At 73.8% G+C, this 20,542-nt stretch carries 19 protein-coding genes; 16 read left to right on the top strand and 3 right to left on the bottom strand.

The features are described from left to right. The first annotated feature begins 31 nt into the window (after positions 1-31). The 6 genes from whiA to ACFQBR_RS31500 all read left to right on the top strand — a co-directional run bounded on the left by whiA (position 32) and on the right by ACFQBR_RS31500 (position 5,501). On the top strand, positions 32-1,012 hold the full coding sequence (whiA, locus tag ACFQBR_RS31525; protein WP_267948984.1) for a DNA-binding protein WhiA: 981 nt from the start codon (positions 32-34) through the stop codon (positions 1,010-1,012). Positions 1,013-1,343: 331 nt separating this feature from the next. After that, positions 1,344-2,348, top strand: coding sequence for a type I glyceraldehyde-3-phosphate dehydrogenase (gap, locus tag ACFQBR_RS31520; protein ID WP_267948985.1), 1,005 nt, complete (start codon positions 1,344-1,346; stop codon positions 2,346-2,348). A gap of 136 nt (positions 2,349-2,484) precedes the next feature. Then, on the top strand, positions 2,485-3,669 hold the full coding sequence (locus ACFQBR_RS31515; RefSeq protein ID WP_267948986.1) for a phosphoglycerate kinase: 1,185 nt from the start codon (positions 2,485-2,487) through the stop codon (positions 3,667-3,669). A gap of 72 nt (positions 3,670-3,741) precedes the next feature. Further along, positions 3,742-4,518, top strand: coding sequence for a triose-phosphate isomerase (gene tpiA / locus ACFQBR_RS31510; RefSeq protein ID WP_344183260.1), 777 nt, complete (start codon positions 3,742-3,744; stop codon positions 4,516-4,518). A gap of 290 nt (positions 4,519-4,808) precedes the next feature. Continuing rightward, positions 4,809-5,045: a preprotein translocase subunit SecG gene (gene secG / locus ACFQBR_RS31505; RefSeq protein WP_267948988.1), complete on the top strand. Its 237-nt coding sequence runs from the start codon at positions 4,809-4,811 to the stop codon at positions 5,043-5,045. An 81-nt stretch (positions 5,046-5,126) separates the two neighbouring features. After that, on the top strand, positions 5,127-5,501 hold the full coding sequence (locus ACFQBR_RS31500; protein ID WP_267948989.1) for an RNA polymerase-binding protein RbpA: 375 nt from the start codon (positions 5,127-5,129) through the stop codon (positions 5,499-5,501). Positions 5,502-5,875: 374 nt separating this feature from the next. On the opposite strand, the gene ACFQBR_RS31495 is transcribed toward ACFQBR_RS31500, so the two are convergent. Continuing rightward, entirely contained in the window at positions 5,876-6,133 is a 258-nt protein-coding gene (locus ACFQBR_RS31495) for a hypothetical protein (protein WP_267948990.1), read from the bottom strand. A 133-nt stretch (positions 6,134-6,266) separates the two neighbouring features. On the opposite strand from ACFQBR_RS31495, the gene ACFQBR_RS31490 reads away from it, so the two are divergent. After that, complete coding sequence (locus tag ACFQBR_RS31490) at positions 6,267-6,947, top strand: hypothetical protein (RefSeq protein ID WP_267948991.1); 681 nt, start codon at positions 6,267-6,269, stop codon at positions 6,945-6,947. Here the strand turns inward: ACFQBR_RS31490 and ACFQBR_RS31485 are convergent. Further along, positions 6,939-7,700 (bottom strand): IclR family transcriptional regulator, encoded by a 762-nt coding sequence (locus ACFQBR_RS31485; RefSeq protein WP_267948992.1) that lies wholly within the window; start codon positions 7,698-7,700, stop codon positions 6,939-6,941. The genes ACFQBR_RS31490 and ACFQBR_RS31485 overlap by 9 nt on opposite strands. Positions 7,701-7,988: 288 nt before the next feature. On the opposite strand from ACFQBR_RS31485, the gene ACFQBR_RS31480 reads away from it, so the two are divergent. The 7 genes from ACFQBR_RS31480 to ACFQBR_RS31450 all read left to right on the top strand — a co-directional run bounded on the left by ACFQBR_RS31480 (position 7,989) and on the right by ACFQBR_RS31450 (position 17,342). Beyond that, positions 7,989-8,729, top strand: coding sequence for a TioE family transcriptional regulator (locus tag ACFQBR_RS31480; RefSeq protein WP_344183258.1), 741 nt, complete (start codon positions 7,989-7,991; stop codon positions 8,727-8,729). 139 nt (positions 8,730-8,868) lie between these two features. Further along, positions 8,869-10,416 (top strand): histidine ammonia-lyase, encoded by a 1,548-nt coding sequence (hutH, locus tag ACFQBR_RS31475; RefSeq protein WP_267948994.1) that lies wholly within the window; start codon positions 8,869-8,871, stop codon positions 10,414-10,416. Positions 10,417-10,472: 56 nt separating this feature from the next. Next, positions 10,473-12,131, top strand: coding sequence for a urocanate hydratase (gene hutU / locus ACFQBR_RS31470; protein WP_267948995.1), 1,659 nt, complete (start codon positions 10,473-10,475; stop codon positions 12,129-12,131). Beyond that, positions 12,128-13,369, top strand: coding sequence for an allantoate amidohydrolase (locus ACFQBR_RS31465; RefSeq protein WP_352985018.1), 1,242 nt, complete (start codon positions 12,128-12,130; stop codon positions 13,367-13,369). Before hutU ends, ACFQBR_RS31465 begins: the two co-directional genes overlap by 4 nt. Positions 13,370-13,437: 68 nt before the next feature. Then, entirely contained in the window at positions 13,438-14,841 is a 1,404-nt protein-coding gene (locus tag ACFQBR_RS31460; RefSeq protein ID WP_352985020.1) for a formimidoylglutamate deiminase, read from the top strand. Next, the gene (hutI, locus tag ACFQBR_RS31455; RefSeq protein WP_344183251.1) at positions 14,841-16,046 is read left to right on the top strand and encodes an imidazolonepropionase; all 1,206 of its coding nucleotides are present in this window, start codon (positions 14,841-14,843) and stop codon (positions 16,044-16,046) included. Before ACFQBR_RS31460 ends, hutI begins: the two co-directional genes overlap by 1 nt. 198 nt (positions 16,047-16,244) lie before the next feature. Further along, positions 16,245-17,342, top strand: coding sequence for a GNAT family N-acetyltransferase (locus ACFQBR_RS31450; RefSeq protein WP_344183249.1), 1,098 nt, complete (start codon positions 16,245-16,247; stop codon positions 17,340-17,342). A 170-nt stretch (positions 17,343-17,512) separates the two neighbouring features. On the opposite strand, the gene ACFQBR_RS31445 is transcribed toward ACFQBR_RS31450, so the two are convergent. Then, the gene (locus ACFQBR_RS31445) at positions 17,513-17,788 is read right to left on the bottom strand and encodes a hypothetical protein (protein ID WP_267949000.1); all 276 of its coding nucleotides are present in this window, start codon (positions 17,786-17,788) and stop codon (positions 17,513-17,515) included. 529 nt (positions 17,789-18,317) lie between these two features. On the opposite strand from ACFQBR_RS31445, the gene ACFQBR_RS31440 reads away from it, so the two are divergent. Together ACFQBR_RS31440 and ACFQBR_RS31435 are read left to right on the top strand one after the other, a co-directional pair. Next, positions 18,318-18,749 carry a DUF485 domain-containing protein gene (locus ACFQBR_RS31440; protein WP_344183247.1) on the top strand — a complete coding sequence of 144 codons (432 nt, stop codon included), beginning with the start codon at positions 18,318-18,320 and terminating at the stop codon, positions 18,747-18,749. Next, the gene (locus ACFQBR_RS31435) at positions 18,749-20,542 is read left to right on the top strand and encodes a solute symporter family protein (RefSeq protein ID WP_344183245.1); all 1,794 of its coding nucleotides are present in this window, start codon (positions 18,749-18,751) and stop codon (positions 20,540-20,542) included. The genes ACFQBR_RS31440 and ACFQBR_RS31435 overlap by 1 nt, the downstream gene beginning before the upstream one ends.

Raw genomic sequence — 20,542 nt, 5'->3', positions numbered from 1 at the left:
TTCGGGCTGTTCCAAGGGGAGGATCGCAGCGATGGCGATGACCGGCGTGGTGAAGGATGAGTTGAGCCGTCTGGCCATTCTCAAGCCATGCTGCCGCAAGGCGGAGGTGTCCACCATCCTGCGTTTCACCGGGGGACTGCACCTGGTGGGCGGGCGGATCGTGATCGAGGCCGAGCTCGACACCGGTGCGGCCGCGCGGCGTCTGCGCAAGGACATCTCGGAGGTGTTCGGACACGAGTCCGAGGTGGTCGTGCTCTCCCCGAGCGGGTTGCGCAAGGGCAACCGGTACGTGGTGCGGGTGATCAAGGACGGCGAGTCCCTGGCCCGGCAGACGGGCCTGGTGGACAACAACGGCCGCCCGGTGCGGGGCCTGCCCCGGCACGTGGTGGCGGGAGGGGCCTGCGACTCCGAGTCGGCGTGGCGGGGCGCGTTCATCGCGCACGGCTCCCTGACCGAGCCGGGCAGGTCGATGTCCCTGGAGGTCACCTGCCCCGGGCCGGAGGCCGCGCTGGCGCTGGTCGGCGCCGCCCGCCGCCTCAAGGTGCACGCCAAGGCGCGGGAGGTGCGCGGCGTCGACCGCGTGGTGGTCCGCGACGGCGACTCCATCGGCGCCCTCCTGACCCTGCTGGGCGCGCACCAGAGCGTGCTGGCGTGGGAGGAGCGCCGGATGAGGCGGGAGGTGCGGGCGACCGCGAACCGCCTGGCCAACTTCGACGACGCCAACCTGCGGCGCAGCGCGCGTGCGGCGGTCGCGGCCGGGGCGCGCGTGGAGCGGGCCCTGGAGATCCTGGGGGACGAGGCGCCCAAGCACCTCGTCGCGGCGGGCCAGCTGCGCCTGGCGCACAAGCAGGCGTCGCTGGAGGAGCTGGGCCAGCTGTCCGTCCCGCCGCTGACCAAGGACGCCATCGCCGGCCGCATCCGCAGGCTCCTCGCGATGGCCGACAAGCGGGCGAGCGACCTGGGCATCGAGGGGACCGAGGCCAACCTCACTCCGGACATGCTCGTCCCCTGAGCCCCGGGAGGGCAGGGGAGGGGCGGCAACAGGGCCGCAATGCGGATGTTCGGCTTTGTTAACTGGGAAAACTCCCGGATAACTTCCGAAAATGGTATAGACCTCTTAGCTTTGCGATGTCAGGATGGTCGCGAACCCGCGAGGGGTGGCGGGTCGCTGGACGCGGGGTCGGAACGGCTCCCCGTCGACATTCCGCTAGGCTCTTTGTGAACACCTGTTACGCGTTCACGCTGTTCAACACGGTTGGGTCGGGCTGTACCAGTCCGGTTTCCCCGGGAGTGTGCGAACGCGCGGGTGAAACTGATGTGCGACATATGAGGAGATTGGTTCCGTGACCATCCGTGTAGGCGTCAACGGCTTCGGTCGGATCGGCCGCAACTTCTGGCGCGCGGTCGCCGCCGGCGGCAGCGACATCGAAATCGTCGCGGTCAACGACCTCACCGACACCAAGACGCTCGCGCACCTGCTCAAGTACGACACCGTGCTCGGCACCCTCGACGGCGACGTCGAGGTCGGTGACGACTTCATCCGCGTCGGCGACAAGAACATCAAGGTCCTCGCCGAGCGCGACCCGGCCCAGCTGCCCTGGTCCGACCTCGGCGTGGACGTCGTCATCGAGTCCACCGGCCGCTTCACCAAGGCCGAGGACGCCAAGAAGCACATCGCCGCGGGCGCCAAGAAGGTCATCATCTCCGCGCCCGCCAAGGGCGAGGACCTGACCGTCGTGATGGGCGTCAACGACGACAAGTACGACCCCGCGAGCCACCACGTCATCTCCAACGCCTCCTGCACCACCAACTGCGTGGCGCCCATGGCGAAGGTGCTCCTGGACAGCTTCGGCATCGTCCAGGGCCTGATGACCACGGTGCACGCGTACACCAACGACCAGGTCATCCTGGACTTCCCGCACTCGGACCTGCGTCGTGCCCGCGCGGCCGCGCAGAACATCATCCCGACGACCACCGGCGCCGCCAAGGCCACCGCCCTGGTCATCCCCGAGCTCGCGGGCAAGCTCGACGGCATGGCCATGCGCGTCCCCGTCCCGGACGGCTCCGCCACCGACCTGGTCGTCACCCTGGAGCGCCCGGCCACCAAGGACGAGGTCAACGCCGCGTTCAAGGCCGCGGCCGAGGGCCCGCTCAAGGACGTCCTGGTCTACACCGAGGACGAGATCGTCTCGTCCGACATCGTCGGCACCCCGCCCTCCTGCACCTTCGACTCGAAGATGACGATGGTCGCGGGCAACCAGGTCAAGATCCTCGGCTGGTACGACAACGAGTGGGGTTACTCCAACCGCCTCGCCGACCTGGCCAAGCTGGTCGGCTCCAGCCTGTAACGCCTCGGCCCCCTGGCCACCGGCGCGTGAGACGGCACCCCTTCGCCCGCAGTGCGCGCGGAGGGGTGCCGTCGTGAGCACCCCCCGGCCGTACCGTCCGGGACAGAGCAGACCACACCCCAACGAGGAGACCAGCATGCGGACGATCGACGACCTCGACGTCTCCGGCAAGCGCGTGTTCGTCCGGGCCGACCTGAACGTGCCCCTGGACGGAGAACGCATCACCGACGACGGTCGCATCCGCGCGGCCCTGCCGACCATCGTCAAGCTCCGTGAGCGCGGCGCCCGCGTCATCGTCGCCGCGCACCTGGGCCGCCCCAAGGGCGCCCCGGACCCCCGCTACTCCCTGCGGCCCGTCGCCGCCCGGCTGGGCGAGCTGCTGGGCGCCGAGGTGGCCTTCGCCGCCGACACCGCGGGCGAGTCCGCCCGGGCGACCGCCGCGTCCCTCGGGGACGGCCAGGTCGCGCTGCTGGAGAACGTGCGCTTCGAGCCCGGGGAGACCAGCAAGGACGACGCGGAGCGGGGTGAGCTCGCCGACCGCTTCGCCGAGCTCGCCGAGCTGTACGTCGGCGACGCCTTCGGCGCCGTGCACCGCAAGCACGCCAGCGTCTACGACCTCCCCGGCAAGCTCCCGCACGCCGTCGGCGGGCTCGTCCTGACCGAGGTCGAGGTCCTGCGTACGCTCACCGCCGACCCCCGGCGCCCCTACGCGGTGGTCCTGGGCGGCTCCAAGGTCTCCGACAAGCTCGGCGTCATCGACAACCTGCTGGGCACCGCGGACCGCATCCTCATCGGCGGCGGCATGGTGTTCACGTTCCTCAAGGCCAAGGGCTACGAGGTCGGCTCCAGCCTGCTGGAGGCCGACCAGCTCGACACCGTGCGCGGCTACCTGGAGCGCGCCGAGCGCGAGGGCGTGGAGATCGTCCTGCCCGTCGACGTCGTCGCGGCCGAGAAGTTCGCCGCCGACGCCCCGCACGCCCCGGTCGACGTCGAGGCCATCCCGGCCGACCGGATGGGCCTGGACATCGGCCCGAGGAGCCAGGAGCTCTTCGCCGGGAAGCTGGCCGACGCCAGGACCGTGTTCTGGAACGGCCCGATGGGCGTCTTCGAGATGGAGCCGTACGCGGGAGGCACCCGTGCCCTGGCCCGGGCCCTGGTCGACTCGGACGCGTTCACCGTGGTCGGCGGCGGGGACTCCGCCGCGGCAGTGCGCGCGCTGGGCTTCGACGAGGAGGCCTTCGGCCACATCTCCACCGGCGGGGGCGCCAGCCTGGAGTACCTGGAGGGCAAGGACCTGCCGGGCATCGACGCCCTCCGGTAGGACCGCGCCCCCGGAAGGCCGACGCACACGGTCGGCCACCGACCCGATCCCTCCCAGACAGGAAGTACGAACATGGCCAAGCGCCTGCCGCTCATCGCGGGCAACTGGAAGATGAACAACAACCACCTGGAGGCCATCGCGCTCGTCCAGAAGCTGGCGTTCGGGCTGAACGACAAGGACTACGACAACGCCGAGGTCGTCGTCCTGCCGCCGTTCACCGACCTGCGCAGCGTCCAGACGCTGGTCGACGGCGACAAGCTCAAGATCGGCTACGGCGCACAGGACATCTCCGCGCAGGACAAGGGCGCCTACACCGGTGAGATCTCCGGCGCCATGCTCGCCAAGCTCGACTGCTCCTACGTGCTGGTGGGCCACTCCGAGCGCCGCGAGTACCACAACGAGGACGACGCCCTGGTCAACGCCAAGGTGAAGGCGGCCTACAGGCACGGCATCGTGCCGATCCTGTGCGTCGGGGAGGGCCTGGAGGTCCGCAAGGCGGGACAGCAGGTCGAGCACGTCCTGGCCCAGCTGGACGGCGCCCTCAAGGAGGTCACGGCCGAGCAGGCCGAGCGGATCGTGGTCGCCTACGAGCCCGTGTGGGCCATCGGCACCGGAGAGGTCGCCACCCCCGGGGACGCCCAGGAGGTGTGCGCGGCGGTCCGCGCCCGCCTGGCCGAGCTCTACTCGCCCGAGGTCGCGGGCGCGGTGCGCGTGCTCTACGGCGGCTCGGTCAAGGGCGACAACGCCCCCGGCATCATGGCCGAGGACGACGTCGACGGCGCCCTGGTCGGCGGCGCGTGCCTCAAGGCGGACGAGTTCGTCAAGGTGATCCGCTTCGGCGAGAGGTAGTCCCCGGGCGTCTCGTCCCGTCCCGCCCGTCACCCTTCGATGTCGAACGGTGACGGGCGGAGTGCCCGACAGGTCCGCCGGTCGGGCTAGACTTCGCTGTGGGGTTCTCCGTGCCTCGCGGTTTCCCCACCCGTGCCGCCAAGGCACGGTAAAATCCGAAATTGTCCCCGGTCTCCTCCTTCCCCTTCTCCGTACAGGCCCGGTGCCGCGGCGCCGCCGCCGGTACGGGCGGGAAATGGGGGATCGAGGTTTCCATCCCCCCGCTGCGGGGTCGAGCTACGGGTGAGCGTGTGATCCTCGGTCTGTCCATCTTCGTGATGCTTCTCAGCGTGCTGTTGGTCCTCCTGGTGCTCATGCACAAGGGCAAGGGCGGCGGCCTCTCCGACATGTTCGGCGGTGGCGTCACGTCCTCGCTCGGCGGATCCTCGGTGGTCGAACGCAACCTGGACCGGATGACCATCGTCATCGCGGTGGCGTGGATCCTCTCGATCGTCGTTCTCGGCCTGCTGATCAACCGGGGCATGTGACCCGCGAGCCGCGGGGCGCCCCCAGTCCACAGTCAAGCTCGCCCGATCATCCGGTGGGCCAGTTCGCTGAAGGAGTTTTTCGTGGGTAGTGGCAGTGCCATCCGTGGCAGCCGTGTCGGAGCCGGCCCCATGGGCGAGGCGGAGCGGGGCGAGGCAGCCCCGCGCGTGCGGGTTCCGTTCTACTGCGCGAACCTGCACGAGGTCGTGCCCAGTTTCGCGAGCGAAGCTCTGGTTCCCGACGAGTGGGACTGCCCGCGCTGCGGCTTCCCCGCGGGCAAGGACAAGGCGAACCCCCCCTCCCCGCCGCGCACCGAGCCCTACAAGACCCACCTGGCGTACGTGAAGGAGCGCCGCAGCGAGGAGGAGGGCAAGCTCATCCTGAACGAGGCCCTCGCCAAGCTGCGTGCCGACCGCGCCGCGGTCGAGGCCCACATGAGGGCCGCCGCACAGAACTAGGCCGGGGTCCCGAAGACCTCGCGGAAGGGGTCCGTCGCCGTCGCGACGGGCCCCTTCCCGCGTTCGCGGCCGCCGCGGCGCTCGTGGCCGGCCCTTCCCGCCCGAAAGGCCTCCTCCGTCACGGAGCGTATTCGATTAAAATCGGAGAGTGGCGAAATTCGGGCCAGGTCGACTGAAAACCCTCCTTAGACATGAAGAAGGGAACAACTCTCTCATTCTCGGGACTGATGTGGCTGGTGGGACATAGGGTGATCGCCACGCACACCCCCGAAGCCCCTTGAGGAGATGGTGTCGATGTCAGCGTGTCCTACCGGTGGGGACCACGACTGGATTCTCGGCGACGACCGCAAGTTCCAGTGCGCCAAGTGCGGGGCTCAGAGCGCCCGGCGGTTCTGAGCCCCGGGACCGGGCTGCACGGTTCCGCGTCCGGCGAGCTCGCCCTTCTCCACGGCACGCCAGGTCACCGGCTCTCCCAGGGTCTCGGCCACCCCCTTGGCCCAGCGCTCCAGGGGAGCGAACTGCTCCGGCCCCTCCGGAAGCACGGTGCGGCCCTGGTAGGGCATGCCGTCGAGGACGATGACCTCGCCGTTGAGCCGCAGCTCGGTCTCGTACTCGTTCGCGTTGGGCCTCATGGACCGGACTCTAGTGGGCTGCCGCCCCGGCCGCCCGGACTTTGGCGGGATTGGCCGGGCGCGGCCACCGCCGGGCCCGTTCCAGGGGGCTTCGCCGCACGGAGCACCCGAAAGAGTTGGAAGAATGGGGGGTATGGCCTCCCCCGAAAACGCGGACGTGCCCCCTGCGGTGCGGGGCATCCCCTCGGACCTGACCCAGCCCCCCGGCGGTGTCTCGCACCTGCGCCGGTACGTCAGCCTGCGCGGCCCCAACACGCGGATGTGGATGACCGCCGCGTACTTCTCGGGCGCCCTCACCCTGGGCTTCCTGGTCGTCCTGGGCTCCATGGTCTGGCACGTGCTGCGCGAGGAGTCCACCGTCGGCTCGGTCTCGCTGTGGGCGGTGGCGGGCCTGACCATGCTCTTCGTCGGGCCGGGGAGCAACCTCCTCCTGGTGCGGGGACTGCCCCAGCGCATCACCCGCCAGGGCATCAGCGCCGACAGCGACGGCGTCACGGTCCTCCAGGAGCGCAAGTGGTGGTTCCCGGGAGAGGGGACGTTCATCGCATGGCCCGAGATCCGCCGCGTCCGCGAGGTGCACACGGGCGGGCGCCGGCTGACGTACTTCATCGAGTTCGTGCTCGACACCCACCGCACCGGGACCGAACTGCCGAGCTGGGCGGAGACCGCCGAGAGCCTCGGACTGGACCCGGTGGACGCGCCCACGCAGTTCTACGTGCAGGTGCCCAAGGAGCACAAGGAGAGGATCCTGCGGATGGTGGAGCGCACCGCGCCGCTGCCCTCGGTCGTGGAGCGGACCCCGCCGCTACGGTGAGGCGCGCCCGTCCAGCCGCCGGGTCAGCTCCGCGGCGGCGTCGCGCGCCCTCCCGGCGAGCGCCTGCGGGGTCACCGGTCGCGCGCTCGGGACCGTCAGGCTGATCGCCGCGGCGGGGTGGCCGTTGTGGTCCGAGGCCGCCGCCGCCACCGACACGAACCCCTCGGTGACCTGGCCGTCCTCGATGGACCAGCCCTGGCGCCGCTCCTCCTCCAGGAGCCGCCGCAGCTCCCCGGGGGTGGTCGGCCCGCGCCCGGTGCGGTCGGTGAACGCCGCCGCGTCGGGGTACAGGGCACGCACCTGCGCGCGGGGCAGGCGCGCCAGCATCGCCCGCCCCGACGCGGTCAGGTGCGCGGGCAGGCGCACCCCCACCCCGGTGATCAGCGGCGCGGCGTGCGGCGGCTGCTCCTTGAGCAGGTACAGGGTGTCGGCCCCGTGCAGCACGCCCAGGTGGGCGGTCGCGCCGGTGCTCTCGGTGAGCTGGTGCAGCAGGGGGCGGGCCAGCCGTTCCACGCCGTCGTGGCGCAGATAGGCGGAGCCGATCTCGAACGCCGCCACGCCGAGGCCCCAGCGGCGCTCCTCCGGAAGGTGGGTCACGAACCCCTCCTCCGCCATGGCCTCCAGCAGCTGGTAGACGCTGGAGCGGGGGAGGTCGAGCCCGGCGGCGATGGCCGAGGCGGACACCGGACCGGGGCGCGCCGCCAGGAACCGGAGCAGCCGCAGGGCCCGTGTCGCGGCCGGAACGAGGCTCATGCGTCGATTGTCCCACGCCCCGCCGTCCCCGGCAGGGGCCGAACGGCCCCGGCCCGCCCGCCCCCGATCCGCCCCGGGCGGCGCGGACCCGGGTACCGCCGGCCGGGCGCGGACGGCCGCCGCGGAAGGCGTACCGGCCGTCCCGGTTCTCCGCCGGAGGTGCGGGACCCGGAGGGGAAACCCCTGCGCCCGGTCCAGGCGCCTTCGCCCTATCCTTGAAAGAACCGTTGAGGCCTCGGCCGACTCCGCCGAACAGGCCTCCGGAAAAGTCTCCAACCAGGGAACACGATGCGACCATCCGACCTCGCGCACGAGCACGGTATCTCGACCCAGGCGGTACGCAACTACGAGCGGGACGGGTTCCTGCCGCCCGCCGAGCGGACCCCCAGCGGCTACCGGATCTACACCGAGGCGCACGCGGCGGCCCTCCGCGCCTACCTCGCCCTGGTCACGGCCCACGGGTACCCGTCCGCGGGCAGGATCATGCGGGCGCTCCACGACGGCCGGACCGAGGACGCCCTGGAGGCCATCGACCGGGGCCACCTCCAGCTGCTCCGCGACCGGGAGACCCTCGCCGCGGTGCGGGAGGCGGTCGGCCACCTGACGGGGCGGGCCGATGCCGCTCCCGAGCCGCCGGCGGACACCGGGACCCGCACCGTCGGCGCGCTCGCGCGCCGCCTGGGCGTCACCCCGGCGACCCTGCGCAACTGGGAGGCCGCCGGCATCCTCGCCCCCGGGCGGGACCCCTCCACCGGATACCGCGTGTTCGGCCCGCACGACGTCCGCGACGCCGAGCTGGCCCACCTCCTCCGGCGCGGGGGCCACCCCCTGGGGCACATCGCCGCGGTGGTCGAGCGGATTCGGACGGCAGGGGGCGCCGACACCCTGGCCGGCGCCCTGGAGGACTGGCAGGGCAGGCTGACCGCGCGGGGCGCGGCCATGCTCCACGCGGCCGCCCTGCTCAGCCGGGTCCTGGACGTGCGGGCCCGGGCCGCACGGGGCCGGACCGCGGGGGCGCCGCCCGGCTGAGGACCGGACGCCCCGGAACCGCGCCCGTCCGCCCCGGCCGCGGTCGGCGGAGGGCGCCCGCGCCCGTGCGTCTGAGATGTCAGACGGAACCGCCGTGTCAGCGCTTCACCCGGGGCCGTCCGGGCGGTCCAATGGGGGCATGTCCACAGCAGTTCCTCCCGTCGTCGTCGGCGGCGCCCCGCTCACCCCGGCCCAGGTCCTCGACGTCGCGCGCCACGGCGCCCGCGTCACCCTCTCCGAGGAGTCCCGCAAGGCCGTCCGGCACGGCCGGGAACGGGTCGAGGCCCTCGCCCGGGGCAAGGTCCCCGCCTACGGGGTCAGCACGGGCTTCGGCGCGCTCGCCACCCGCCACATCGCCCCCGACCTGCGCGCCCGGCTCCAGCGCTCGCTCATCCGCTCGCACGCGGCGGGCACCGGGCCCGAGGTCGAGCGCGAGGTCACACGCGCCCTCATGCTCCTGCGCCTGCGCACCCTGGCCTCCGGCAGCACCGGCGTCGAGGCCGCCACCGTCGAGACCCTCGCCGCCCTGCTCAACGCCGGGATCACGCCGGTCGTCCACGAGTACGGCAGCCTCGGCTGCTCCGGCGACCTGGCGCCGCTGTCGCACGTGGCGCTCGCGCTCATGGGCGAGGGCGACGTGCGCGACGCGGCCGGTGAGGCCAAGCCCGCCTCCACCGCGCTGCGCGAGGCCGGGATCCGCCCGGTGGAGCTGGGCGCCAAGGAGGGCCTGGCCCTCATCAACGGCACCGACGGCATGCTCGGCATGCTCGTGCTGGCCTGCACGGACCTGGAGCGGTTGCTCAAGGTCGCCGACATCACCGCCGCGATGAGCGTCGAGGCGCTGCTGGGCACCGACAGGGTGTTCGCCGACGAGCTCCAGCGGCTGCGCCCGCACCCGGGGCAGGCCGCCTCCGCCGCCAACCTGCGCGCCCTGCTGGCCGACTCCCCGATCGTCGCCTCCCACCGCGGTCCCGACTGCAACCGCGTCCAGGACGCCTACTCCCTGCGCTGCGCCCCCCAGGTCGCGGGAGCGGCGCGCGACACCCTCGCCCACGCCCTCCTCGTGGCCGGGCGCGAACTCGACAGCGTCATCGACAACCCGGTCGTGCTCGACGACGGGCGGATCGAGTCCAACGGCAACTTCCACGGGGCGCCCGTCGCCTACGTCCTCGACTTCCTCGCCATCGCGGTCGCCGACACCGCGTCCATCGCGGAGCGCCGCACCGACCGCATGCTCGACGTGTCCCGCTCCCACGGGCTGCCCGCCTTCCTCGCCGACGACCCCGGCGTGGACTCCGGGCACATGATCGCCCAGTACACGCAGGCCGCCATCGTCTCCGAACTGAAGCGCCTGGCCGTCCCCGCCAGCGTCGACTCCATCCCCAGTTCGGCCATGCAGGAGGACCACGTGTCCATGGGCTGGTCGGCCGCCCGCAAACTGCGCCGCGCCGTGGACGGCCTGACCAGCGTGCTCGCGGTGGAACTGCTCACCGCCGCCCGCGCCCTGGACCTGCGGTCGCCGCTGCGGCCCGGCCCGGCCACCGGCGCCGTCCTGCGCGCCGTCCGGGAGAGGGTCGACGGCCCCGGCCCCGACCGCCACCTGGCCCCCGAGATCGCCGCCGTCGCGGCCATGGTCGCCGACGGATCCGTGGTCGGGGCGGCCGAGACCGTCACCGCGCTCGCCTGACCCCGGCGCGGCCCGGCACCGGGCCGCGCCGGCCCACCACGAACGAGGAGCCCCGCATGAGCACCCCGCGTACCGTCCGAGCCGCGCGCGGCACCGCACTGTCCGCCAAGGGCTGGCCGCAGGAGGCCGCCCTGCGCATGTTCCACAACAACCTCGACCCCGAGGTCGCCGAGCACCCCGAGGAGCTGGTGGTCTACGGCGGTACCGGCAAGGCGGCGCGGGACTGGCGCAGCTTCGACCGCATCACCGCCTCCCTGCGCGACCTGGAGGGGGACGAGACGCTGCTCGTGCAGTCCGGTCGGCCGGTCGGCATCATGCGCACCCACGAGTGGGCCCCGCGCGTGCTGATCGCCAACAGCAACCTCGTGGGGGACTGGGCGAACTGGCCCGAGTTCCGCCGCCTGGAGGCCCGGGGCCTCACCATGTACGGGCAGATGACCGCCGGGTCGTGGATCTACATCGGCACCCAGGGCATCCTCCAGGGCACCTACGAGACCTTCGCCGCCGTCGCCGCCAAGAGGTTCGGCGGAACGCTCGCCGGGACCATCACCCTCACCGCGGGCCTCGGCGGCATGGGGGGAGCGCAGCCGCTCGCCGTCACCATGAACGACGGCGTGGCCGTCGTGGTCGAGTGCGACGGCAGCCGCATCGACCGCCGCATCGAGCACCGCTACCTCGACGTGCGCGCCGACGGCCTCGACCACGCCCTCGACCTCGCCGTGAAGGCGCGGGACGAGCGGCGGCCCCTGTCGATCGGCGTGCTCGGCAACGCAGCCGAGGTGTTCCCCGAACTCCTGCGCCGCGGCGCCCCGGTCGACGTCGTCACCGACCAGACCTCGGCCCACGACCCGCTCGCCTACCTGCCCGCGGGCGTCTCCGTCGAGGACTGGAAGGACCTGGCCCGGGCCGAGCCCGAGGAGTTCACCCTCCGGGCGCGCGAGTCCATGGCGGCGCACGTGGAGGCCATGGTCGGCTTCCTCGACGCGGGCGCCGAGGTGTTCGACTACGGCAACTCCATCCGCGACGAGGCGCGCGAGGGCGGGTTCACCCGGGCGTTCGACTTCCCCGGGTTCGTGCCGGCCTACATCCGCCCGCTCTTCTGCGAGGGCCGCGGGCCGTTCCGCTGGGCCGCGCTGTCCGGGGACCCCGCCGACATCGCGCGCACCGACCGCGCCGTCCTCGACCTGTTCCCCGAGAACGAGCACCTGGCCCGGTGGATCCGCCTGGCGGGGGAGCGGGTGGCGTTCCAGGGGCTCCCCGCCCGCATCTGCTGGCTGGGCCAGGGCGAGCGGGCCGCGGCCGGGCTGAGGTTCAACGAACTGGTCGCCTCCGGCGAGATCTCGGCGCCGCTGGCCATCGGCCGCGACCACCTGGACACGGGCTCCGTGGCCTCCCCCTACCGCGAGACCGAGGGCATGAGGGACGGCTCCGACGCCATCGCCGACTGGCCGCTGCTCAACGCGCTCGTCAACACCTCCTCCGGCGCGTCCTGGGTGTCCGTCCACCACGGCGGCGGCGTGGGCATGGGCCGCTCCCTCCACGCCGGCCAGGTCAGCGTCGCGGACGGCACGGACCTGGCCGCCGCCAAGCTGGAGCGGGTGCTCACCAACGACCCCGCCACGGGCGTCATCCGCCACGTGGACGCCGGGTACCCCGAGGCCGAGCGCGTCGCCGAGGCGCACGGCGTCCGCGTCCCCATGAAGGAGGGCGAGTGAGCTTCGACCGCCTGTGGGCCGACCTGGAGCCCGTGGGACGCGACGCCGGGAGCGGCGGCTACCGCCGCCACACCTGGGCGGGCGCCGACACCGAAGCCCGCGCCTGGTTCACGGAGGCCGCGACCGCGCGCGGGCTCGACGTGCGCGCCGACCGCAACGGCAACCTGTGGGCCTGGTGGGGCGTCCCCGGTCCGGGGGCGGTGGCCACCGGGTCCCACCTGGACTCGGTGCCCGACGGAGGGGCCTTCGACGGTCCGCTCGGTGTCGCCTCGGCCCTGGCCGCCGTGGACGAGCTGCGCGGGCGCGGGGTCGCGCCCGCCCGTCCGATCGCCGTCACGGTGTTCGCGGAGGAGGAGGGCGGCCGGTTCGGCGTCCCGTGCCTGGGCAGCAGGCTGAGCGCGGGAGAGGTCTCCCCCGAACGCGCGCGCGGGCTCACCGACGCCTCCGGGGTCACCTGGGGGCAGGCGATGGAGGCCGCCGGGCACGACCCGGCGGCGATGGGCGCCGACCCCGGGGCCCTCGCCGACCTGGACGTGTTCGTGGAGCTGCACGTGGAGCAGGGACGCGCACTGGAGGACACCGCGCACCCGGTGGGCGTGGCCTCCTCGATCTGGCCGCACGGCCGCTGGCGGATGGACTTCACCGGACGCGCCGACCACGCCGGGACCACCCGGCTCGACGACCGCAGCGACCCCATGCTGCCCTTCGCGCACGCGATCCTGGCCGCGCGCGCCCAGGCGGAGCGGCACGGCGCCCGCGCCACGGTCGCCAGCGCCCTGATCGACCCCAACGGCACCAACGCCGTCCCGTCCCGGGTCAGCGCCTGGCTGGACGCCCGCGCCGCCGACGCCGCGTCCCTGGAGGCGGTCGTCGACGGGGTCCGCGAGGCCGCGGCGGGCGCCGCACGCGACCACGGCGTGGGCTACGCGATGGACGCCGAGTCCCTCACACCCCTGGTGGAGTTCTCGCACGGCCTCCGCGACCGCCTGGCCGCCGTGGTCGGGGCGGGGGCCCCGGACCCGCGCGTGCCGCTGCTGCCCACGGGCGCCGGACACGACGCGGGCGTGCTCGCCGCCCACGTGCCCACCGCCATGCTGTACGTGCGCAACCCGACCGGGGTGTCCCACTCCCCGCAGGAGTACGCCCGTCCCGAGGACTGCCACGCCGGGGTGCTCGCCCTGGCCGACGTCCTCCAGGACCTCCTCGCCCGCCCCGTCCGCCGGGGCGGCGCCCGGTGACCGGCGCTCCGGGGGCGGTCCCGGGCGGGCCGCCGCGAGCGGGGGGCGCCGCCGGAACCGCTCCGGACATGCCGGGGGGCCGGACCGCGGGGGCCCGGGCCCCCGCGGCCGGGGGCGGGCCCGCGCCGCGCCGCGTGTGGTGCGAGTGGGCCTGGACCGGTGCCGGGGACGGGAGCCCCGAGTACGGCGTGCTCGTCGAGACCGCCGGGGGCCGCATCACCGCAGTGAGCCCGGGAGCCGTCGCGCCCGCCGGGGCCGAGACCCTCACCGGCCTCACCCTGCCGGGCCTGGCCAACGCGCACTCGCACGCCTTCCACCGGGCCCTGCGCGGACGCACCCACACCGGCGGCGGGTCGTTCTGGACCTGGCGCGAGGCCATGTACCTCGTCGCGGACCGGCTCGACCCGGACACCTACCTGCGGCTCGCCAGGGCCGCCTACGCGGAGATGGCCCTGGCGGGCGTCACCTGCGTGGGCGAGTTCCACTACCTCCACCACGCCCCCGGCGGGACCCGCTACGCCGACCCCAACGCCATGGGCGCGGCCCTGGTGCGGGCGGCGGCCGAGGCCGGGCTCCGCATCACCCTGCTGGACGTGTGCTACCTGTCCGGCGGCCTGGACCCCGGCGGAGCGCACCGGCCGCTGGAGGGGGCCCAGCGGCGCTTCGGCGACGGCGACGCCGCACGGTGGGCCGACCGGGCGGCCGGGTTCGCCCCCGTGGGGGACCACGCGCTGGCGGGCGCCGCCGTCCACTCGGTACGGGCCGTCCCCGCCGCGCAGCTGCCCGACGTCGTCGCCTACGCCGCCGACCGCGACGCGCCCCTGCACGCCCACCTCTCCGAACAGCCGGCCGAGAACGCGGCCTGCCTGGCCGCCTACGGCCGCACCCCGGCACGGGTGCTCGACGACGCGGGCGCGCTCACGCCGCGCACCAGCCTCGTGCACGCCACCCACCTCACCGACGACGACGTCGGCGCCGTCCGGCTCTCCGGCGCCACCGTGTGCCTGTGCCCCACCACCGAGCGGGACCTGGCCGACGGCCTGCCCCGCACCGGCGACCTGCTGCCCGCCCCGATCACCCTGGGCACGGACCAGCACGCCCAGCTCGACCTGTTCGAGGAGGCCCGGGCGGTCGAGCTCCACGAGCGCCTGCGCACCCACAGGCGCGGCACCCTGGGAACCGGCGCGCTCCTGCGCGCCGCCACCGCCCACGGGCACGCCTCCCTCGGCTGGGAGGACGCGGGCGCGCTGCGGGCCGGGGCGCGCGCCGACCTGGTCAACATCCCCCTGGAAGGCGTCCGGCTGGCCGGGGCCGACCCCGCGCGCGCCGCCGACGCCGTCGTCTTCGCGGCCTCCGCGACCGACGTGCGCCACGTGATGGCCGACGGCCGCTGGACCGTCCGCGACGGCGTCCACACGCTCGTGCCCGACACCGCGCACGAACTCGACACGGTGATCAAGGAGATCCACTGATGGCCGACGTGCCCGAGAGCATCCTCATCGACGACATCGCCACCCTGGTCACCAACGACCCCTCCCGGGGCCGCGGCGCCGTGGGCGAGATCCGGGACGCCGCCCTGGTGGTGCAGGGCGGCAGGGTGGCCTGGGCGGGCCCGCGCTCCCAGGCGCCGGACGCCGACGCGAGGGTCGACGCGGCCGGGCGCTGCGTCCTCCCGGGGTTCGTGGACAGCCACTCCCACATCGTGTTCGCGGGGAACCGCAGCCGCGAGTTCGCCGCGCGCATGAGCGGGCAGCCGTACTCGGCGGGCGGCATCCGCACCACCGTCGCCGCCACCCGCGAGGCCTCCGACGCCGACCTGCTCGCGGGGGCGCGGCGCCTCGTGGGCGAGGCCCGCGCCCAGGGCACGACCACCCTGGAGGTCAAGTCCGGCTACGGGCTCACCACGCGCGACGAGGAGCGCTGCCTGGCCGTCGCCGCCCGGGTCACCGACGAGGTGACCTTCCTCGGCGCGCACGTGGTCGCCCCCGAGTACGCCGACGACCCCGAGGGCTACCTGGACCTGGTCACCGGCCCCATGATGGACGCCTGCGCGCCCCACGCGAGGTGGGTCGACGTCTTCTGCGAGCGCGGCGCCTTCGACGAGGACGCCTCCCGCCGCGTCCTCACCGCCGGGAGGGAGCGCGGCCTGCTGCCCAGGGTGCACGGCAACCAGCTGGGCGAGGGGCCGGGCGTGCGCCTGGCCGTCGAACTCGGCGCCGCCTCCGTGGACCACTGCACCCACCTGTCCGCCGCCGACGTGGAGGCCCTGGCCGAGGCCGGCGGACGCCCCGAGCCCACGGTCGCCACCCTGCTCCCGGGCGTGGACTTCTCCACCCGCCAGCCCTACCCGGACGCACGCGCCCTCATCGACGCGGGGGCGGTCGTCGCCCTGGCCAGCGACTGCAACCCAGGCTCCTGCTTCACCTCCAGCCTGGCCTTCTGCATCGCCGTCGCGGTCCGCGACATGGGCATGACCCCGGACGAGGCGGTGTGGGCCGCGACGGCGGGCGGTGCGCGGGCCCTGCGCCGCACCGACGTCGGCCACCTCGCCCCGGGCACGCGCGCCGACCTCACCCTGCTCGACGCGCCCGACCACGTCCACCTGGCCTACCGCCCCGGGGTCCCGCAGGTCGCGGCGGTCTGGAAGGACGGGGAGCTGGTCGCCGGACGGCCCTGACCCGGGGCCGCCCGGCCGGACGACGGAGTATGACGCGGGGAGGTCCGGGGGCCGTGAAAAGCCGTCCGAACTCAACGGGCGGCTAACGTCCGCGAAACCTGGGCCGCCCACCCTGGTTCCACGTCGGTGCGCGTCCCGCCGCCGCGGAACAGCGTCGTTCCGGGGCGGCGGGTGCACCTTCTCCCAGGGAGGGCCGCAGTGAGCCTTTGGCGGATCAGGACGGCTGTCGAGGACCGGCCGGGCGGGCTCGCCGGGGTCGTCGGCGCCCTCGCGCGATGCGGCGGGGACATCGTCGGACTCTCCATCCACACGGACGTGTCCGGGGTGGTCGACGAGTTCGTCGTCGACATCCCCGGCGACCACGCCGTCGCCGTCCGGGCGCTCGGCGAGCACTGCCCCACCGGCACGGTCACGGCCGTCCCCGCCCAGAGGCGCGAGGTCGGGGACGACGTCACCCGGGCGCTGCTGCTCACCGCGAGGCTGCGGTCGCACCCCAACCGGCTCCCCGACGCCCTGGCCGAACTCCTGTCGGCGGACGGGGCCCACTGGACCAACCTGACCCGTGTCGAGGAGGCCGCCGATCCGGCGGGCACCGCCATGCTGGTGCCCGTCGGACCGCTCCGCGGCGTCCTCGTCCGGCGGCGGTCGCACGCCTTCACCTGGACGGAGTCGAGCCGGGCCGAGGCGCTGGTGCGCTCGGTGATGCCCTCGACCGGGCCGGTGCCCACCGACCGGACCGTCCGTACCGCCGGGGGCGAGGAGCTGTCCCTGCGCCAGGTGCGCGAGGCCGACGCGCCCGCGCTGAGCGGCCTCCACCGGCGCTGCTCGGCGGAGACCGTGCGCAGCCGCTACTTCGCGGGGATGGTGGAGCTGAGCCCGTACATGCTGAGGGTGTTCTGCGACCCCGGGCGCGGGCTCACCCTGGCGGTGCGCCCCCGGGGCGGGAAGGACCCGGTGGCCCTGGGCCACCTGATGTACACCCTCGACCCGGGGGTCGGCGAGATCGCCTTCCTGGTGGAGGACGCCTGGCAGGGGCGCGGGGTGGGCACCGCCCTGGCCCGCGAGCTGACCGTGATCGCCGCGGACTGGGGCCTGGCCGAGGTGCGGGCGGAGACCGCGCTGGCCAACGCGGGGATGATGCGGATCATGCGGCGCCTGGGCGCCTCCGTGCGGGGCCACGGGGAGGGCGGCCCGTACGTGCAGGCCAGGGTTCCGGTCGCCGAGGCGCTGCAGGGGGGATCGGGCGGGGCCGCGCGGCACGGCGGCAGGCTCGCCCGGCTGATGGGGCAGGGCTGAGCGGTCCGGCGGGCGCCGGCCGCGCGCGGCCCGCGGCGGGACGCGTGTCCGCGGGGCCGCGAGGACGCGGGGGCGGCGACCACCGGGGGTGTCGCCGCCCCCGCTCGCGGTTGACGCGATGAGGTGTCTCCTGGGGCACGGGAGGACCGTTCCCCGGAGGTCTCCTGCTGCTACTCGCTGTCGCTGTCCGCGGCGTCGTCGCCGTTCCCGGAATCCTCGGTGGAGGCGGGGGAGGACTTCTTGGTGACGCGGCGCTTCTTCACCGGACGCGAGTAGTCGACGAGGGGCTCCAGGCGGGCTTCGTGCTCCTTGAAGCACTCGCCGCAGGCGTCGACCTCACGGACGGCGCCGTCCCAGGCGAACTGGATGACCTCACTCGCCTCGACCTTCTCCTCGCGGACGGCGTGGGGATCGCAGTACTTGCGCGTGAAGACCTCGGTGACCACGGCGGGGATTTCCCTTCGGTATCGCGTGAATGTGCGGACCCCTTAATCATACACCTGTACGAACGCGGAAACCGGCTGAACGCCGGGGTTCCGTCATGGGTTCGGGGTCGCCCCGAAGCCTAGCGAAGACCGGCGACATATGCGCCAACGTGTGGCGCGAGTGCCCCCGGTGACCAGCGGGTCCGCGTGGTGAGGGAGGGGCTGTGATCCCGGTCGCGCGGGACGGGGGGCGGTTCGGGCGCCGCCGCCGCGACCCGGGAAATGGCGCCGGGGCGATATGGGGCCGGGTGATCGACTTCTCTCTTCTTCGTCCGATTTCTCGTGTCGGCGCGCCGGAATTCCGGGAAGTGGATGTGCGAATTCGGTGAACGCGGAGTGGTGCGCGTGGCTAGTGTGTTGCCGATCCGGAGCGGCCCGCCCAGCGGGCGGAGCCGTCCCGGAAAACCGGTGGGGGGAGCACGCGGGGTGCGCACCGGCGAATGGCGGGTCCCGCGGGGAGCGGGCGCGGTCGAGGAACGGGGGGAGCGTCGTGGTCGAGTACATGGAGGGCGCGTACCGGGGACGTGTCGGGGACCGGGGGGAGGACTTCGGCGACCGTGAGGGCAGGTCGGAGGCGGATCGGCGCCGTGCGCGCGCGGAAGCGGCGCACGCGTGCGAGCGCATGTCGGTCGATCCGGGCTTCGTGAAACTCCGAAGGGGATTCACGCTCCAGGCGGTCCTGCTGGTGTCGTCATTCCTTCTCGGTTACCTGTCCTATCTGCTCCTGTCCGCGTACGCGCGCGATTTCATGAGCATCGAGATCGTGGATTCGGTCAACGTGGCACTGGTCATGGGAATCGGTCAGTTCCTTCTCGCGTTCGTGCTCGCCTGGGCGTTCAGCCGTTTCTCCGACCGCTCCCTCGACCCGCTGGCGCAGGAGATCCGCGACCGGGCCCGCGCCGACGCCGCGGCGGTGCGCTGATGCCCGCCGCGGCCGACCCCTCCGCGGGAGCCGCGGTCGGCGCCGTCACGGGGGACGGCGCCGACCGCGCACAGGCCCTCGCCGACGGCACCGCGGTCGTGCCGGGGGGCGTGCTGGAGGGCCAGTTCGGCATCGCCCACGCGTGGACGATCGGCCTGTGCGCCCTCTTCGTCCTGGTCACCCTCGCCGTCGCCGTCCGCGCCAGGCGCACCACCCGGGGCGCGGTCGACTTCTACGCGGGCGGGCGCGGGTTCTCCAGCACGCAGAACGGGCTGGCCCTGACCGGCGACTACCTGTCGGCCGCGTCCTTCCTGGGCATCGCCGGGATGATCGCCCTCCAGGGCTACGACGGGTTCCTGTACTCCATCGGCTTCCTGGTGGCCTGGCTCCTGGTGCTGCCCATGGCCCAGCTGATGCGCAACACCGGCCGCTTCACCATGGCCGACCTGCCCGCCTTCCGCATGCGCCGGATGCGGGTGCGCCTGGCCTGCGCCGTCTCCACCGTCACCGTGTGCGTGTTCTACCTCGTCGCCCAGATGGTCGGCGCGGGGGCCCTGGTCGCCGTCCTGCTCGGACTGCACGACGGCGGGACCTTCCTGGGGATGGACGCCGGGCAGGCGCGCACCGGGGCGATCGTGCTCGTCGGAGTGCTCATGATCGCCTACGTCGTGTACGGGGGGATGAAGGCTGCCACCTGGCTCCAGATCATCAAGGCGGTCGCCCTGCTGGGCGCCACCGGCCTGCTCACGGCCCTCGTGCTCGCCCTGTTCTCCTTCGACCCGCGCGCCCTTCTCGGCGGGGCGGCCGAGGCCAGCGGGCACGGGCAGGCGTTCCTCGAACCCGGTCTGCGCCTCGGGGTGGAGGTGCCGGGCGACCCGGCCCGGACCCTGTTCAACAAACTCGACCTGATCAGCCTCGGACTCGCGCTGGTGCTCGGCACCGTCGCGCTGCCGCACATCCTCATCCGCTTCTACACCGTCCCCGACGGCCGCTCCGCGCGGGCCTCCGTGCACCGCACCATCGTCATGGTCGGCGTCTTCTACCTCATGACGCTCGCGCTGGGGTTCGGCGCCGCCGCCCTCGTGGGCACCGACCGCATCCTCGCCCTCGACCCGTCCGGCAACACCGCCGTGCCGATGCTCGCCGAGGAGGTGGGACGGCTGACCGCGGGCCCCGTCGGCGCCGCCGTGCTCCTCGCCCTGATCTCCGCCGTGGCGCTGGCCACCATCCTCGCCGTCATCGCGAGCCTCACCCTCGCCTCCTCGTCCTCCATCGCGCACGACCTGTTCGGCCACGTCCTCATGTGGGGGAGGCCCAAGGAGACGCAGGAGGTGGGGGTGGCGCGCCTCTCCGCCTGCCTGGTCGGCGGGGTCGCCATCGTGCTCGCCGTCCAGGCCCAGGACCAGAACGTGGCCTTCCTGGTGGGGCTGGCCTTCGCGATCGCGGCCGCCGCCAACCTCCCGGTCATCGTGCTCACCCTGTTCTGGCGGCGCTTCAACACCCGGGGCGTGGAGTGGGGGGTCTACGGCGGACTGTCGGCCACACTGCTGCTCATGCTCCTGTCCCCGGTCATGTCCGGCAGGACCGACCCGGTGACCGGCGAGAACCTCTCCGTGCTGCCCGCGGGGATCGACGTCCAGGTCTTCCCCATGGAGAACCCGGCCCTGGTCGCGGTGCCGATCGGCTTCGCGTGCGCGATCGTGGGCAGCCTGCTCTCGGCCGAACGCAACACCGCCAGGTTCACCGAACTCCGCGTGCGCTCCCTGACCGGCTGGGGCGCCGACCAGGGCTGA

The organism is Nocardiopsis tropica, assembly GCF_042660575.1.
Classification (GTDB): domain Bacteria; phylum Actinomycetota; class Actinomycetes; order Streptosporangiales; family Streptosporangiaceae; genus Nocardiopsis; species Nocardiopsis tropica.
Note: the sequence above shows the minus strand (reverse complement) of the source record. Positions and strands in the feature narration are given on the sequence as shown.